This is a genomic window from Paenibacillus sp. J22P169 (assembly GCF_059691995.1).
This window is the reverse complement of record NZ_JCAUAO010000009.1, coordinates 1-17,147: the sequence shown is the minus strand read 5'-3', so window position 1 is coordinate 17,147 and position 17,147 is coordinate 1. Positions and strand designations below refer to the sequence as shown.

The following is a 17,147-nucleotide window of genomic DNA, read 5'->3' as shown; positions in this document are numbered from 1 at the left end:
ATGAAGTAGTCGGATTAACTGATTCTATCCAGAAGGAGAGCCGTGCAGCGATGAATTTGAACAAAAAAGTATTTATCGGTTTTTTGCTTTTCATTATCATCCCTTTATTCGTCCTAGGGTCAGCGGTATACACAGTCTCTCAGCAGCTTATTGAGAAAAAATATGGGGATCTAACAGAAGTAACGCTGCAAGCGATCTCTCGCAATATTTATTACATGTTCAAGGAAGCGAACTATTTCTCCGATTTCTGGATGGTGAAAGATAGTATTCAAGGGATTTATCGAACGATAGATACCGCAAAACCGGACGCAGACACACTCTCCTCTTATGATTTGAATACGTTTGATACACTGCTTCGCGGCTCGATCCTTACGTATTCGCCTGTTCAGTCTGTCGTTATTTACAACAATGGGGGCAAATCCTTCAGTGCTGGGCGTACGAGCGGAAATGCGATTCCATGGCAAACGATTCAGCAAAGCATGGCCTTCCAACATATTCAAGAGTTGAACGGCAGCCCACTTTGGATAGGACCCTCCGAATTCAAGGAGTTCGGTTCAGGCCGCGGAGAGTTTTATCAAGCAAGGATGGTCAAGGATTTTTGGACGATGGATAATCTCGGCTATATGCTGCTGAAATTTAAATTTAATGAGCTGGATCAAATCTTTAAGTCCTTCAATACGAATGAACAAAGCTCCAAGCGTTATCTGTTGATTAACAAAAATGGACTCATTTTTTATGATAATAAGCAAAGTTTAGAAGGGGCGAATGTCCTGCAATTAACTCAGGGTAAATTGGATCTTGGACTTAATAATTACAGCTTCCAGGCCAATTTTCAAAATGAAAAAAGCCTTATTTCCTTGTACCATTTGAATATAAATCAGATGGGTGTTCAGGACTGGAGTGTTGTGTCAGTAACCTCGTGGAAATATGTCGCTGGGGAAATTGAGACGATTATGAAGCTAGTAGCAGGAATTACGTTTATTTGTTTGTTCTTTGCACTCGTGTATAACCTCGTCTTCGTAAGACGGATTATTCAATTGATTCTCCGCATGCTGAATTCTATGAAGAAAGTAGAGCGGGGTGATCTGACCACACGCTTGGAAGTGAGCGGGAAGGACGAAACGACAGCGCTGGCAAGAGGATTTAACAGTCTGGTTGTGCGGGTCGAGGATCTACTCGAAGAAGTGAAGCGGCAGCAGGACCGGAAAAATAAGGCCGAGCTTATGCTGCTGCAAGCGCAGATTAAACCTCATTTTCTGTTTAACACACTCGAGTCGATCAATGTGCTAGCCATCCAAAATCAGGGGAAGAAAGTCAGTCAAATGGTCATTCGTCTGGGGAATCTGCTGCGGATCGGGATGGAAAATCGAGAAGAAATTACCTTGAAGCAGGAGATTGAGCACTTGCGCAGTTATTTGGAAATCCAGGAGTTCCGCTTTGAGGATCAGTTCCAATATACCATTGAGGCGCCTCCGGAACTGCTCCATGAGGACATTTTGAAGCTAACGCTTCAGCCGCTTGTTGAGAACAGCTTGCAGCATGGTTTTGAACCGATTAATTATATGGGCTTGATCACGATAAGGGTCGTGGACGAAGGAGATCGCATTGGGCTGTATGTGACGGATAACGGCGTTGGCATTAGTAACGAAAAGCTAGCGAAATTCCATTATAAAACAGAGCTGGAGACCCCATTTCATGAAATTCTGGAATCGAATGAAGAGCGAAGAGGCCTTGGCGTCAGCAATGTAGCGGATCGAGTCCGTATTCAATATGGGGAGCATTATGGCATGTTTATTTGTTCGCAAGAAGGACAAGGAACGACGATGAAAGTTGTAATTCCGAAGAGAAAGAGGGATGTAGGGTGAGGTTGAAGGCTATATTGGCAGATGATGAGCCTAATATTTTACGTAATTTACAGGCGGTCATCCCCTGGGAAGAACTCGGAATCGATATTGTGGGCAAAGCCAAAAATGGGCTTGAGGCCTTGGAGCTCTGTGTTCAACATATCCCAGATATCGTGATGAGTGATATTCGGATGCCGCAAATGGACGGAATTACGTTTATCCATAAGCTTCGGGAAATCAATGAGGACTGCACTGTGCTCATGGTGACGGGGTATCAGGATTTTGAATATGTGCGTTCGCTTCTGAGAGTTGGCGTCAGTGATTATATTTTAAAGCCGATCAATTACGAAGAGCTTGAGAACTCGATTCGTAGACTCGCTGTCGAAATTCGTGCCAAAAAACAGAATGAGCAAGAGGAACTCCTCAAGTGGGGGAAACTTAGAAGCTTGGCCTACGAGAAGATTTTGCAGGATATTCTGTTGGACTATACTGATATTACAGCAAGTACAAGGCTCCCCATTGATCAAGGTGATTTGGACACACTGAGATATGTATTCGCCATGATTGATGTCGATAATTACTCTCAGAAATCACTGCTGTGGTCAGAGCAAGAACGTAAACTGTGGAACTTCGCAGTGCGGAATGTCCTGCAGGATTCCTTGGCAGATGAGACATCACAGTTCACCGTTCTGCAAATGCGAGAAGGGGAATGGTCGCTGCTCATGGCGTGGGAGGATGCTGAGCATGAATCTGTCGAATCGAAGCTGAGCGAAGTAGCAGCGAAGCTGCAACACAATGTCCTTCAGTCCGTGAAGCTAGGGATCAACGTGGGCTACTTTCCAGGGCCTGTAGGGTTGCAACAGCTTGCAGACACCTATCGAAAGCTGCAACGATTCATGCAGTTGAATTTAGATAAGCATCAATCTGTACTTCCTTACAAAGAGGTGAAAGAATCTGCTGATGCCAGTAGCTCGCTTTGGTTTTTGGTGGAGGAAATTGTAACGGGACTGAAGCAGTTGAACCGTCTCAAGACCGAAGATGCGCTGTATCGTCTTAAGTTGCTGTTAGAAGGCCTATCGGAAGGGTCAATAGCCAGAGCCTACCAGATGCTGCACTATCTCATCCTGCATGTCCTGCGAGAACTGCGTGAAATGAATGCCCTTGATAGCGGAGAGGAAGAACAGATTTGGCGTGAGCTGGATAAAAGCGAAAGCATCCCGCATCTGCTGCAGGTTATGGTACAGCTTGTATCGATCGGGCTGGAGGGTACGAACAAGAAGAAGAATAGTGAGCTGCTGATGGCTGCAGCCAAGGAGTATATACGTACGAATTATTCGACGGATTTTGGTATCGAGGACATTGCAAGCAGCTTAGGGATTAGCTCGAGTTATTTCAGTTTGTTATTTAAACAGCATTTTGGGGAAACCTTTGTGGAGCATGTAACGAAGCATCGGATGGAGCAGGCGAAATCCTTGTTGCTTCACAGTGACAAAAGCATTACGGATATTGGGAAATGTGTAGGGTACATTGAACGACGCTATTTTACCAAAGTATTTCAGAAGTTTACCGGCGAAATTCCTTCTGAGTATCGTGATAAACGGAAGGAAGGGAACTAGAGGAATTTGCCCCTAGATAAGGAATTTATCTGTCTTTAGTACATACAAGGGTTCAATTATACTTAAATGGTAAGCGTAAAGGAGAACCTAGTTGATGAGAAAACGAACACTTTTGTTAGGCGCAGGTGCCGTGGCTCTCACTCTCACCCTGTCGGCTTGCAGTATATTTAAGGACCAATCGGATTCACAGGGTGATGCGGCTGGCGGTAAAGGGGTACAGAATACGCCCATTCTGCTGACAATTCGGCATACACAGGTGAAGGATACACAGAAGAAGCGATTGGCTATGCTGCAGGATGTTGTGAAAGCGACCGAGGCGAAGGTTCCCGGCTTGACGATTACGCTCGATGGTGTTGAGGATAAGGTTAATCGTTTTGAAAAGCTGCGAGCAGAAATGGCTGCTGGCAATCCGCCAGAAATCTTTGATCTGTTCGGAGGCACGGATACGAAGGATTATGTGAAGGCGAATCGGCTGCTCGACCTTACACCCATTCTGCAGGAGCTTGGCTTAACGGATAAGTTTTATAGTTTTGAAGAATTCACAGTCAATGGCAAAATCTATGGGATTCCCATGGCTGGTTATGTGGAAGGCTTGTACTATAACAAAAAGATTTTGGCAGAGCAGGGGATCAAATTGCCCCAAACGTGGGACGAGCTTGTAGCTGCTGCGGCGAAGCTGAAAGCTGCCAAAATTACTCCTTTTGCCATGGCAGCCAAGGATTCATGGGTTATTAATATGATGATTAATACGATGTGGGTACGTACAGCAGGAGCGGATTCGATCGAGGGCTTCTTAAATGGAAGTCAGCATTGGACGGACCCTGAAGTATTGAAAGCTTTTGAACAGTATCAATCGCTCATTCAGAAGGACTATTTCCAGGATGGCAGTCTAGCGCTTGCATATGCGGAACAGCAAAATACATTCAGCAGCGGAGGCGCGGCTTTCATGTTTGATGGCAGCTGGGCGAATACGCCGCTCCTTGATCCTGAGAAATCCGTGATAGCTCAGCATGTCGGCTTCATGAATTTCCCTTCCATGGGTGGGCCTGGTGACGGGTATATCAATGGAGGCTGGTCTAATGCCTATGGCTTCTCTCGTAAGGTCACGCCAGAGCAACTGATCGCGATCAAAGAATTTATAAAGCAAATGTACACGGAATCGATGCAGAAAAGACAACTCGTTGAAGAAGGCATGCCTCCTGCAATGAAACTGCAAGATACGAATCAAGTGAATCCATTGATCACTGAAATTTTGAATGTGTTTGCGAATAGTAAAGGGACCTTTCCTGCCTTCGATTCTCGTATTCAGACGAAAGTTCGAGAAAAGCTTGAGCGCGGGATGCAGGAGTTGCTAGGCGGGAGAACAGATCCAGCCTCGCTGATGGCGGATTTACAAAAGCAGCAGGAGGCTTCGAATAAAGAAGAAACCCATACCAAATAGTAGTAGGATGACATATGAACAAAATGGGAAGAAATGCATGGGCCTATACGCTCTTTACTTTGCCAACAATGCTCATATTCGCGATTTTTTTCATCTATCCGATGGCAATGTCGCTGCGTTACGGTTTTACAGAGTGGAATGGCATCTCCCCAGCGAGATTTAATGGGCTGGACAATTTCATAACTGCCTTTGGAGATCCATACTTTTGGATTGCTGTGCGAAATAATTTGTATTTCATTGGCTTCTCCATTGGAATTCAAATTCCCATTATTCTTGCCATTGCGCTGCTGGTGAGTCAAATAAAACGTTGGATCGGGTTTTATAAAACGTTGATTTTTCTCCCCACGATTCTGTCCACTGCGGTCGTAGGTGTGCTCTGGGAATTCATTTATCATCCCCAGGCTGGTCTCCTTAACCAAGCTTTGGAAGCTGTTGGTTTAACCAAGTGGCAGCATGCGTGGCTGGCAGATGGAGCGACGGCGATGCTTTCGATTTTGATTACAAATGCTTGGCAATGGATGGGGTTCTATGTGGTGCTCGTAGTATCCGCGATTTATGCCATTCCGAAGCATTTGGTCGAAGCCGCTCAACTCGATGGAGCAGGCAGCCTCAGACAAGCATGGTTCGTCATTTTGCCTCTGCTAAGGCCGGTTATATTCGTTATGATGCTCTTATCCATTACAGGTGGCATGAAAGCGATGGACATTGTTGTAGTCATGACGGGTGGTAATCCTTATGGAATTACGGAAGTTATGGCATCCTATATGATAAAAAAAGCTTATCGTATCGGCGAGTATGGCTACGCAAACAGCATTGCGGTGTTGATCCTTCTCTTTACAGCTGTCTTAACATCCTTATTCGGCTGGCTCACAAGAAAACAGGAGGAGGTGCGATTTTGAGAGGAAGCCTCCTTCGTCGTATATTTCCACATGCGGTATTAATGATCTACATAGGGTTGATTTTATTCCCACTCGGCTGGACGTTGAATTCATCTTTTAAAACAAATAAAGAAATCATTACGGCTCCATGGTCCTTTCCAGCAGACTTCTTAATATCGAATTACTGGAATGCTTGGACTGGTGCTCATGTGGGTCAATATTTTATGAATAGTGTGATCAATTCGACGGTTTCAGCTGTTGTCTCCCTCGCTTTAGGGACGGCGACCGCCTATGCATTAACACGGATGTCATTTCCAAGATTAAGTCTTGTTCTGAAAAGGATTCTGATCCTGGCCTTGCTTGTGCCTGCAGCTTCCTTACTTGTTCCCCTGTATATGCTGATACGGAATTTACACTTATACAATACCCCGCTTGCGCTCATTCTGCCCTATGTGACGCTAGGGTTGCCTTGGACCGTGTTCATGGTGAGCAGCTTCCTTACGTCGATACCGAATGAACTGGAAGAAGCCGGCATCATAGATGGGCTTTCTATTTATGGGCTGTTGTGGCGGCTCATCGTCCCAATTTCCATTCCATCATTGTTCACTGTATTTATGCTTAACTTTCTGACGAGCTGGAATGAATTCATTATGGCTAATTTGTTTCTGACCAAAGAGAAGTTACGCACGCTCCCAGTAAGTATGGTAGCCTTCTATGACCAATTGAATATGAACTATGGCTCGCTATGCGCGGCGATTATGATCAGCATGATTCCTGTTGTCGTGATGTATCTCATCTTACAAAAAGGCATCATGGAAAATATAAAAGCATAATTATTCACTCGAGGAGCGTGTACATACATGTCAACTGATGGAACTACGAACTATAAGCCGCTTACTTTACGTCAAAAGGTAGGACAACTCTTCGCTTGTGGGTTCGATGCCCTAGCACCTAACCCGCACATTACGCAATTAATCGAGGAATATGGAATTGGCGGTGTTATCTATTTCCGTCGCAATGTGAAGGACGCGCATCAACTTGCTCAACTGTCAGCCGATTTACAAGACATAAGCTTGAGAAGCGGCGGCCAACCGTTATTTATCACTGTGGATCAAGAAGGCGGCATGGTGTCGCGAGTCGAAAAAGGAGCAACGTTACTGCCGGGTAATATGGCATTAGGTGCTGCCTTTGCACCATCTGGCGTCTACGCCAGCGCGAAGGTGATGGGGAAAGAGCTTCGCCAAATGGGTGTGAACATGAACTTGGCGCCTTGCTTAGACATTAACAATAATCCTCTAAACCCTGTTATTGGGGTTCGTTCTTATGGTGAAACAGCGGCGATTGTAAGTGATATGGGTACGCACGCTGTTAAGGGCTTGCAAGACATGGGCGTTATCGCAACGGTGAAGCATTTCCCTGGTCATGGGGATACAACAGCGGATTCCCATCATGATCTGCCGGTTGTTCCACATAGCATGGAGCGGTTGATGGAGCTGGAGCTGGCGCCGTTCATCAAGGCGATAGAAGGCGGCGTAGATGCAATCATGTCCGCGCATGTGGTTTTCGAAGCCTTGGAAGACAGCAGTGTACCTTCGACGTTGTCGTATAAGATACTGACGGAATTGCTGCGCGGTGAACTTGGATTTAAAGGACTTATCGTGACGGATTGCTTAGAGATGAAAGCAATCTCCGAAGGTGTCGGCGTAGCTGAAGGTGCTGTTCGTGCATTAGAAGCGGGAGCGGATATTTTGCTGGTTAGTCATGAGTTGGAGCGTCAGATCGCGGCCATGGAAGCTGTCGTTGCGGCAGTGGAAAGCGGTCGAATTTCTGAAGCGCGCATTGATGAGTCTGTGCTGCGTATAATGACGTATAAATATAAGCGGGAGATTCGCTTCGATACGCTAACTCCACTTCCGGAAGGGCCTATCTCGACACCTGAACATCAACTGCTGGCTAAAGAGCTAAGTCGTAAGAGCATCACCAAAGTCAAAGACGAGGTTGGTAAGGTGCTTCAGATCAACGATAAAACGTTAGTGATTTGGACAGAAGTTCAATCGGGTACGGAGATCGACGAGGTTGTAGACCGTGAGGGAACTCTTGGCAGCGTGCTGTCCGAGTTGACGGGAGAGTCCGTTCGTGAGGTTTATTTAGGGCTCCAACCAACATATGAGGAAATTGCGGAGATGATCAAGGTTTGTGAAAACGTAGAGCAAGTCGTTATCGTTACATACAATGCGACCTTCTCCTTTGGTCAAACCGCGTTGGTCAAAGCTTTAACGCAATTAGATGGGGTGCATCTTATCGTTGCGGCAGGACGTAATCCGTATGATTTGCTTGAATTCCCTGAAGTGAAGACGTACTATGCTTGCTACGAGAATCGTCCGCTGGCGATGGTTTCTCTAGCTAATGTGTTGCTTGGTCGTGAAGCAGCCGTTGGGCGGTTACCTGTGACTTTATCTGAGCAATATCCGATTGGATGGAGACAGGATTAGGGGAAAATAAATATACATAATTTTTAACTAGAAACTTTCAACATCTCTTAGTAAAATCAGATAGGCTTGTGAAACTTTTTGCTTCCGTTTACGTAGGAAGAATGCGCACAATTCACGCATTTCACAAGTGATCTAATTTCAAAGGGGTGTTTTCTTTTCTTATGAGCCAATCAAATGCTCAAGCTGAGCCAACGATGAAATCGTTTTTTGCCAGTCGATTCGTGCAAACGATTATGCTTTCTGGCCTTTTGCTTCAAGTCGGGATATGGATTCGCAATTTTGCGATACTTCTCTATGTGACGGATATGACGAATAACGATCCTTACTCGGTATCCTTAATTTCCGTTGCAGAGTTCGCACCGATATTCCTCTTCTCCTTCATTGGCGGAGCCTTCGCGGATCGTTGGAGGCCGAAGTTGACGATGGTTTGGTGCGATATTTTGAGCGCAGCCTCCGTGTTCGTTATTTTGATTACGTTGTATATGGGATCTTGGAAAGCCATCTTCTTTGCCACCTTGGTGTCATCCATCTTATCCCAATTCTCGCAACCTTCCGGGATGAAGCTGTTCAAAGTACATGTTCATGAATCCCAAATGCAAATGGGAATGTCGATGTTTCAGTCCATGATGGCGATTTTTATGATCTTGGGACCGATTCTAGGAACCTTCGTTTACTACCATTTTGGGATTGAAACGGCCGTTGCGATTATGGGAGGATGCTTCATACTATCAGCATTGGTCCTTACATTCCTGCCCGCAGATCGCAAAGAAGAGAAGTCTTCAGAGCCGCGGACAACGCATATATTTGCCGAAATGGGTCAAGGCTTTCGTTATGTGTTAAGAAACAAAATGCTAGTTATCCTTGGCGGATGTTTCGCTGTTGCGGGTCTGGCCATTGGTTTAATTAGCCCGCTTGGTATTTTTCTTGTTACGGAGCAACTGGGCTTGCCCAAGGAAAATCTGCAGTGGTTTATGGTTGCCAATGGGCTGGCGATGATTGTAGGCGGGGGAGTAACGATGGCGTTCTCCAAAAAAATATCCCCACAGGCAATGCTTACCATTGGTATGGCTGTTAGTGCTGTTACCTTTGCCTTGCTAGGGATGACGCACTTGTTCTGGCTAGCGCTTGCCATGCAGTTCATTTCAGGACTTGTCATGCCGGCTATCCAGATTGGGATTAGTACGTTAATTCTTGGAAATACCGAAGAATCTTTCGTCGGTCGTGTAAATGGTATATTAACTCCGCTCTTTATGGGGGCGATGGTGATCATGATGAGTTTGGCCGGGACGATTAAAGCACAGTTCTCCCTAGAATCGATCTACCTAACGTCGGCGTTATTGTTTGTGATCGGCGTATGTATTATGGTGCCGTCTTTGAAAATGAAGTCAGGGCAAATTCCACTGCCGAGCAGTGAACTAAAATAGGCTTTAAGAGCGAAAAAGCGATATCCCTGGGAGTGAACCCTGAGATATCGCTTTTTGATGTACATAGGTATTAAAGGAAGGGCGTGCCGGATTCCTTAAAGGCTAGCTTCATTTCGGGTGTGATCGAGGAATCACTAATGATGCCGACGGCTTCTTGTACTTCACCAATCACAAATAAGGAGCTTCGGCTGAACTTGGAGTGATCAGCCACGAGATACGTTTCCATGGATTGCTTCATCATGCGGCGATTCGTCTCAGCTTCAAGTTCATTGTAGATCATCATTCCGCGAGAGAGGGAAATGCCGTCGCAGCCCATGAAAGTTTTGCGGATGCTGAGATTCTCGAGTGTGGCATTCGCCAGCGGACCTGATAGTTCAAAGGTTTGTGTGCGAATCACACCACCAGTCAAAATCAGTTGCAGCCCCGGCGTACCGATGAGCTCGTAGGCAATGTTCACGGCGTTCGTAATGACAGTCAAATTTTTGAATTGGTTCAGCTTTTTGGCAATAAAGGTCGTAGTCGTTCCGCCCGTTAGTCCGATAATATCGCCATCTTCGATGTAACGAAGGGCTTTGTCAGCGATTTCTTTTTTTTCTTCTGTGTAGAGCTCCATTTTATTAAAGAACGGGACTTCCACTTTCAAGCTTTCGAGTACAGCTCCGCCAAAAGTGCGGATACAGCGCTTCTCTTGCTCAAGAATTTCTAGATCTCGACGTGCTGTTGCTTCGGAGACATTGAATTGCTTCACAATATCCGTCAAGGCAATGGAGCCTTTATCTTTGATCGCATGCATGATGGCATCTCGGCGAACATCGGTCTTTCCCATGGTACCTCCTAACAGCTTCCTGTCTGGAAAGCTAAGTAACGATTCTATGTAAAACATGCTTATTTTGCCAAAATTAACGCTTCTTTATATCTTATCATGGGAACGGATGGTCGTCCATTAGATCATGCGTGTAACAGCCGTTTATGCCTTCGTTTTTGCTTGAAGCGTGCATTTCTTGAAATAAAAAGCAGGCATCCTTATTGAAAGGTATGCCTGCTTTTGTTCTTAAGCTTATGCTCATTTTTTGGCTGCGAGCCAATTCGCTAATGCTTCGATATCTTCTGCGTTCAACTTGTCTTTGAAAGGCGGCATTTCGACCTTACCGTTCATGATTTGCGCTACGATTTGATCTTTCGTTCTGCGTGAACCGACTTTCGTCAGGTTCGGGCCGTAATCACCCGTTAGGCCTGCGCCATGGCAGACTAGGCAGTTGTCCTTGTACAGCAGCTCGGCCTTCGCGCTGGTGCTAGGCGTAGTGCTTACCGTCGCCTCCGGCTTGACGGTAGGTGATGGGGAAGGCGATGGCGTCGCGCTTGCAGGCGCCGGCGTTGGGGTTGACTTCACCGGCGCGGGCGTAGGCGAAGGTGATGGTGAAGGTGTCGCCGCAGCTTGCGGTTGCGGCGAAGTGCTCGCTGCAGGCGCCGGGGTTGGCGTCGCCGCAGTTACTGCTGGAGCCGACACCTGTGGAGTCGGCGTTGCGGATGCGACCGCCGTCGTCGTGACGGGTGTCGGCGCGGTGGTGACAGCGGCTGGCGAGCTGGTCGCTGGTACGGCAGCTTTCTCGCTGCACCCCGTGGCAGCGAGTAGGATCATTCCACAGATGCTCATATGTATCCATTTGTTCAAGACAATCCAACTCCTTTTTGTATATTCTACTTAAGGTAACGGAGGATAACTGATTTCGGTTTTATCACCGATGAATGTGATAGGAAAATAGGGGAAGGACTGGTATCCCTGAACAAATGGATGATCTACAGGTAATTTGCGAGTTTTGGAATGAAAATCGTGATTAGATGGATTTCCTGTAGTTAAATTTCTGGTATTAGGTCATATAGCGTGTTTGGTAGGAAATTAGCTGTAGGTTTTCCATTTAGATTGTTTTGAAGCAGGAAATGGGAGCAATTAGCTGTAGGTTATACAGTTAGTTGCGTGAATGTGTAGGGGGAGTAGCTGCAGAAGGAGCAGCAAGTCATCGAAAGAAGCGAGTTTGGGGGAGCAGGAAAGTAGCTCCGCAAAAAGCCCAGCAAAGCCTTGTTACAAAGGGCTTTGCTGGGCTGTAAATTGATGCGCGAGCGTGAGTCGCAAAGGATGAACCTCCGAGAGCTACACGGCAGCTCCTGTCAAATCAAGCCAGGCCAGCTCCTGCGCCGTAAGCACAAGCTCTGCGCCGTCGCGGCAGGAGACCATCTCGGCCTCCGTGCGCGGGCCGATCAGCGCGCACGCCGGGAATGGCTGGCTCAGCACGTAAGCGAGCGCAATCTGGATCGCGCTGACGCCCTTCTCCTGCGCGAGCTCCTGTGCCCGCTGCAGCCGCGTCCAGTTCTCGTCGCTGTAGAATACGCGAACGAGATCAGCGTTATCGCGGATCTCCGGCGAGAACCGGCCGGTGAAGAAACCGCGCGCTTGTGAAGACCATGACAACAGTGGAAACTGTTGTGCTTCGTACCAGCGCAAGGATTCCTCGTCTGCAGATACACAGCCAGCCCAGAACGGCTCATTCGGCTTAGCGAGACTAAGGTTAGGCGAGCTGAAGCTGAAGCCAACGAGTCCATGCTTAGCGGCGTAATCATTCGCTTCTTGCAAACGCTGATGCGTCCAGTTGGAGCCGCCGAAGGCACGAATACGGCCAGCTTCCAGATGCTCATTCAGCGCTTCAACAATGACGCCAACAGGAATTGCTGGGTCATCCCGATGTAAACCGTACAAATCGATGTAGTCTGTACGCATCCGTTCGAGACTTGTCATGAGGTCTTGGCGAATAGCCTCTGGATTCACGCGCGGACCATTTTTATCGTGGTGAGAACCTTTGGTGAAGAGCACCATTTCTTCCCTTTTCCCCGTTTCATCCAACCAAATACCAATCGCTTGCTCGCTTTCCCCGCCGCAATAAATGTGAGCGGAATCAATGGTGTTTCCGCCAATAGCGAGATAATGATGAAGGATGTCACTTACCTCTTGCTTGTTGTCCAATCTAAAAAAGTCAGAGCCCATCACCAGCTTGGATACCGGTTTATCTAACCCTTTAATTTGAATATGTTTCATGTAAGTTCCCCAGCCTCTCGATAAAATTATTAAAGCTGCACGCGTGTACGTTCTGATGCCGATTGCAAGCAAGCGTCAATGATTTTCATATTAGAAATAGCGTCTTGTGCAGGGAAGCGTTGAGCTCTCTCCCCCCATGCTGCGTACGCCAAATCGTCGACTTGAAGGGCGTATTGGTTCAGGAAAGGAACTTTTTCTTCGCGCTGCTCGTTGCCAACATAGACTTGGAAATGACCAGACTCTTCGGTTGGCGTTATAAAAGCTGAAGGAATTACAATACGTCCCTTAGATCCGAGAATCTCGAGCGTGTTTCGGAACGATGCCCACATCCCACAATCGAACGTGAGGGCGACATTGCCGCTGAATTCAACGAGTCCAGACATCATCATATCGACGTTATCGTGCTCAGGAGAGAAGAAGGCATGGGTAGTGACAGCCTCAGGCTCTCGTTCTAGTAAAAATCTAGCTGCACTGAGCGGATAACAGCCAACGTCATAGACGGAGCCGCCGCCCCAGGCGCGGACGTAACGAACATTTTTGCTATCATTTGGATTGCTGAATGTAAATGTGCCGTGAATACCACGAATATCTCCGATTTCGCCGGATTGCATGATTTCTTTTACACGCTGATAGCGAGGGTGATGGCGGTACATGAATGCCTCGGCAAACAGCACGCCGGCTTCTTCACTGGCTGTAACCATTTCTTGAACCTCGGCTGTCGTCAAAGCTGCAGGCTTCTCACACAGCACATGCTTGCCAGCCTTCGCTGCACGGATTGTCCACTCTTTATGTAGATGGTTCGGAAGCGGGATGTAGATGGCATCAATATTGGGATCCTCAATTAATTCTTCATAGCTTCCATAAGCTTTCGGGATATCAAGTCGAACGGCTACTTCTTGTGATTTTTCCAAGTTGCGGCTTGCAATTGCACTTACAACACCTGTCTGGGATTGTTGAATCCCTGGGATACAGGCCCGAATGGCAATGTTTGCGCAGCCTAGAATTCCCCAACGAAGTTTAGTCATGACAGCATTTCTCCTTTGTCTTGCGGAATATGTAACGTTATATTGCTATTATAAAATGAGTTATTTAAAATGAATATAACAATATATTGAATCGACTATCGTAATATTGTCATTAGAGATGAGGTCTGATCTAGATGCGCCGTCAGGTTATGTTACCTACCTTACAGCAATCCACTTTCTTCATATTCCCAGAATCCGTAGGCTGGTATCGAGAAGAGATCAATCATGAAGTTGAGCGGCCAGAGGGCTTGTGGTCGACGTATAGCTTGCATTTTGTGATATCAGGGAAGGGCTATGTGGAGCTCGAGGGGCAGCAGTACACATTGCAGAAGGGGGATGCTTTCTTATTTCCGCCCTATCAAGAGCAGCGTTATTACAGTTCGAAAGATGACCCGTGGGATATTCGTTGGGTGCATTTTTATGGGGATCAGATCAAGGAGTTTCTGTTGGAGAAAGGGTTTCTGCGCAATCTGTGGACGTTAAAAAGAAGTGCTGAGCTTGAGAAAGCTTTCAATGAGATGCTAGTAGAAGCTGAAAGTTATCAAATTCTTCGCCCCACACAATTGAGCACATTGAATTATATGATTTTGTGTGAATTCATGAGTTATGCCACGCCGTTAACGGTCAATCGAGGGACAGAATCGGTGGATCGGATACTAGCCTTGCTTCCAGACATGCAGAGAAGAGCATGCGAGCCCTTCAATCTGGAGGAGTGGGCGGAGCTCACAGGCGTGAGTACGTACTACTTTTGCAAAATATTCCGCAAAGCGACGTCGATGACACCACTCTCGTTCATTACGCTTTGCCGGATTCAATTTGCTAAGCAGCGCTTAATTGAGAAAGAAAATTGGCCAATCAAGGACATCGCGATTGAGGCGGGCTATACCTCTGCGAGCTATTTCAATCAGCGATTTCATGAGCATGAAGGCATAACACCGAGTGAGTTCCGCAGCTTATATATGAAAGGCTTATTTAGTTGAAAGAATGGGTTTGAGGCGCAGTACTAGAAAAAGTTAGTACTTTTGGAAGGCACGCCTGCACGGTACTCTTAGTCTGAAGAGATGATAAGGGGGCTGTGCAGATGCCAAGTAAAGCGAATAAAAAACCTTTCCGAACAAATTGGATTTTGCATGTGATGATGGTGATTTGGCTTGGTGTATGGGGATGGTTAGCGTTTAGTCCGCATAGCCGAGGTGATTGGGTGCTGGAAAACTTATTGATTTGGGCAGCTTTGATTGGGATTGTGGCTACTTATAGGGTGTTTACATTTTCGAATTTATCTTATGGATTACTTGCTAGCTTTCTGTTGCTGCATAGCATAGGAGCCCATTTTTCTTACAATGGCACGTGGTTCGATCCTTGGTTGCGCAGCCTGTTTGGGTCTGAACGTGATCATTTCGATCGGCTTGTTCATCTGAGCTTTGGGTTATTATGTGCCTATCCGATTCATGAAGGCATGAGGGCCTGGACTAAGCTTGGGAGAAGATGGATTTATGTAATGACGTGTGTTATCGTTTTGGCTACGGGTGCTTTCTATGAGCTTATCGAAATGTGGGTTGCGAAGATCGTAGCTCCAGAAATAGGTACTTTATTTGTTGGTGCACAGGGAGATCCTTGGGATGCCCATCATGATATGGAGCTTGCGTTATATGGGGCAATTATTGCGATGTGTGTGACGGCATTGGGGAGTCGATGGCAAGTGAAAACCAATCATAGAGACGTTGGGGAGGCAGAATTGTAAAATGGCAAAATGGGTTTATATCGGATCATACACGAATGAACAGCATCCGGTGGGCATTTCTTTATATAGCTTTAATGGGCAAAATGGTGAGTTAACGCTGGTTGAAACGTACAGCGACTTACCGAATGCTTCGTTCCTAGAGGTGAACAAAGAAGGCACAGTTCTATATGCTGTGAGTGAAACAGAAACATACGAGGGACGTTTCGGAGGCTCAGCAGCAGCATATGCGATTGAAGCGGGCACAGGGAGATTGAGCCGAATCAACCAACAACCGGCAGATGGTTCTGCACCATGCTACATTAGCTTGGATGCGAAGAACCGCAGGGTGTATGTGGCCAATTATTTAAGCGGCTATGTGACTGTTTTTCCCGTAGAAGCGGGCGGCGGTCTGGGTGAACATACGCAGCTGATCAAGCATGAGGGCGAACTTGGACCGCAAGCGGATCGCCAAGAAGCGTCGCATGCGCACTCGATTGTCCCGTCTCCGGACAATCGGTTTGCGGTTGCAGCCGATCTCGGCCTGGATCGGTTGGTCGTTAGCCGCATTGACGCGGAGAGCGGCGATCTGCTGCCGCATGGCACAGCGGCTTTGAAGCCGGGCGCGGGCCCGCGGCATCTGGTGTTTAACGCGAACAGTACGTACGTGTACGCGATCAATGAGCTGGACAGCACTGTAACGGTGCTGTCTTATGAGGCGGCCGCGGGAAGCTTGGCCGCGGTCCAGACCTTGTCGACGCTGCCGGAGGATTTCGGCGGCGTTAGCTACTGCGCGGACATCCACCTCGCAGAGGATGGCCGCTTCTTGTATGCATCAAACCGCGGACACGATAGTATCGCGGTTTATAGGGTCGACCGAGACAGCGGCACGCTGTCGGTCGTGGGTTGGCAGTCGACGCGGGGGCGGACGCCGCGGAACTTCGCGCTTTCGCCGCAGGACGAGTTCCTGCTCGCGGCGAATCAGGATTCGAACAGCGTCGTTGTTTTCCGCAGGGATGCGGAGACAGGGATGCTGGAAGAAACAGGGCAAACGGCAGCGGTATCGCGACCGGTTTGCGTGAGATTTTTATAGAAAGCGTCAAGCGCTAATTCCGAAAATGAAGGGCAAGTTTCCATTTGCTCCTTCATTTTTTTGTATTGGCGTGCGGCGGGAGCTTTTAGGCCCTAGTGGGGCCTAAAAGCTGGGCTCGCAGACGGGGGAAGACCTTTATTGCCCAAACTTATGGGCACTATCCCATTGGCTCAGAATGTGGATCGACGCTTGCTCCTGAGCGAAGGGGATAGTGGCTAGAGGTAGCTTAATGAGAATGTCGGTCGATTAATGAAGAGTAATAGTGAGTAATCAGTACGGCTGGTTCATTAGCTGTAGTGATGAAAAACATGACTACAGCCGCGCCAAATTGCTCACTGGTGTCTATAGTGATGAAAAACATAACTACCAAACGTGGAACTGGCAGAATACGCCGAATCCATCGCTGTAGTGATGATAATGCTCTTCTGTCAAGAAAGTGGACGTCACTAAGTTAAGCTAACCGCTGGTAGTAGAGCTGCTCGAATTGTGCGGGGGACATGTAACCAATTGTGCTATTCGACCTTGTACG

Annotated in this window: 14 protein-coding genes; 10 read left to right on the top strand and 4 right to left on the bottom strand. The window is 47.2% G+C overall.

Annotation, left to right across the window (positions count from 1 at the left end; all coding sequences use genetic code 11):
• The first annotated feature begins 50 nt into the window (after positions 1-50).
• The 7 genes from AC58QG_RS29075 (at position 51) to AC58QG_RS29045 (ending at position 9,695) form a co-directional block, all read left to right on the top strand.
• The gene (locus tag AC58QG_RS29075; RefSeq protein ID WP_497365566.1) at positions 51-1,865 is read left to right on the top strand and encodes a cache domain-containing sensor histidine kinase; all 1,815 of its coding nucleotides are present in this window, start codon (positions 51-53) and stop codon (positions 1,863-1,865) included.
• The gene (locus AC58QG_RS29070; RefSeq protein WP_497365565.1) at positions 1,862-3,460 is read left to right on the top strand and encodes a response regulator; all 1,599 of its coding nucleotides are present in this window, start codon (positions 1,862-1,864) and stop codon (positions 3,458-3,460) included. The genes AC58QG_RS29075 and AC58QG_RS29070 overlap by 4 nt, the downstream gene beginning before the upstream one ends.
• Before the next feature lie 94 nt (positions 3,461-3,554).
• Entirely contained in the window at positions 3,555-4,901 is a 1,347-nt protein-coding gene (locus AC58QG_RS29065; RefSeq protein WP_497365564.1) for an extracellular solute-binding protein, read from the top strand.
• A 14-nt stretch (positions 4,902-4,915) separates the two neighbouring features.
• The gene (locus AC58QG_RS29060) at positions 4,916-5,800 is read left to right on the top strand and encodes a carbohydrate ABC transporter permease (protein WP_497365563.1); all 885 of its coding nucleotides are present in this window, start codon (positions 4,916-4,918) and stop codon (positions 5,798-5,800) included.
• Positions 5,797-6,612, top strand: a complete 816-nt coding sequence (locus AC58QG_RS29055) for a carbohydrate ABC transporter permease (RefSeq protein WP_497365562.1) — start codon at positions 5,797-5,799, stop codon at positions 6,610-6,612. Before AC58QG_RS29060 ends, AC58QG_RS29055 begins: the two co-directional genes overlap by 4 nt.
• A gap of 27 nt (positions 6,613-6,639) precedes the next feature.
• Positions 6,640-8,271 carry a beta-N-acetylhexosaminidase gene (gene nagZ, locus AC58QG_RS29050; protein WP_497365561.1) on the top strand — a complete coding sequence of 544 codons (1,632 nt, stop codon included), beginning with the start codon at positions 6,640-6,642 and terminating at the stop codon, positions 8,269-8,271.
• Between the two features lie 161 nt (positions 8,272-8,432).
• Positions 8,433-9,695 carry an MFS transporter gene (locus AC58QG_RS29045; RefSeq protein ID WP_497365560.1) on the top strand — a complete coding sequence of 421 codons (1,263 nt, stop codon included), beginning with the start codon at positions 8,433-8,435 and terminating at the stop codon, positions 9,693-9,695.
• A gap of 70 nt (positions 9,696-9,765) precedes the next feature.
• Here AC58QG_RS29045 and AC58QG_RS29040 read toward each other — a convergent pair whose 3' ends face one another.
• The 4 genes from AC58QG_RS29040 to AC58QG_RS29025 all read right to left on the bottom strand — a co-directional run bounded on the left by AC58QG_RS29040 (position 9,766) and on the right by AC58QG_RS29025 (position 13,808).
• Positions 9,766-10,521 carry a DeoR/GlpR family DNA-binding transcription regulator gene (locus tag AC58QG_RS29040; protein WP_497365559.1) on the bottom strand — a complete coding sequence of 252 codons (756 nt, stop codon included), beginning with the start codon at positions 10,519-10,521 and terminating at the stop codon, positions 9,766-9,768.
• Positions 10,522-10,758: 237 nt separating this feature from the next.
• The gene (locus AC58QG_RS29035; RefSeq protein WP_497365558.1) at positions 10,759-11,367 is read right to left on the bottom strand and encodes a c-type cytochrome; all 609 of its coding nucleotides are present in this window, start codon (positions 11,365-11,367) and stop codon (positions 10,759-10,761) included.
• A 477-nt stretch (positions 11,368-11,844) separates the two neighbouring features.
• Positions 11,845-12,783 (bottom strand): aldo/keto reductase, encoded by a 939-nt coding sequence (locus tag AC58QG_RS29030; protein ID WP_497365557.1) that lies wholly within the window; start codon positions 12,781-12,783, stop codon positions 11,845-11,847.
• A gap of 29 nt (positions 12,784-12,812) precedes the next feature.
• The gene (locus AC58QG_RS29025) at positions 12,813-13,808 is read right to left on the bottom strand and encodes a Gfo/Idh/MocA family protein (protein ID WP_497365556.1); all 996 of its coding nucleotides are present in this window, start codon (positions 13,806-13,808) and stop codon (positions 12,813-12,815) included.
• A gap of 134 nt (positions 13,809-13,942) precedes the next feature.
• Between AC58QG_RS29025 and AC58QG_RS29020 the strand changes: the two genes are divergently transcribed.
• The 3 genes from AC58QG_RS29020 (at position 13,943) to AC58QG_RS29010 (ending at position 16,618) form a co-directional block, all read left to right on the top strand.
• Positions 13,943-14,788 carry a helix-turn-helix transcriptional regulator gene (locus AC58QG_RS29020; RefSeq protein WP_497365555.1) on the top strand — a complete coding sequence of 282 codons (846 nt, stop codon included), beginning with the start codon at positions 13,943-13,945 and terminating at the stop codon, positions 14,786-14,788.
• 101 nt (positions 14,789-14,889) lie between these two features.
• Entirely contained in the window at positions 14,890-15,549 is a 660-nt protein-coding gene (locus AC58QG_RS29015; protein ID WP_497365554.1) for a DUF2238 domain-containing protein, read from the top strand.
• Between the two features lies 1 nt (position 15,550).
• Positions 15,551-16,618: a lactonase family protein gene (locus tag AC58QG_RS29010; RefSeq protein WP_497365553.1), complete on the top strand. Its 1,068-nt coding sequence runs from the start codon at positions 15,551-15,553 to the stop codon at positions 16,616-16,618.
• The last annotated feature ends 529 nt before the right edge of the window (positions 16,619-17,147 follow it).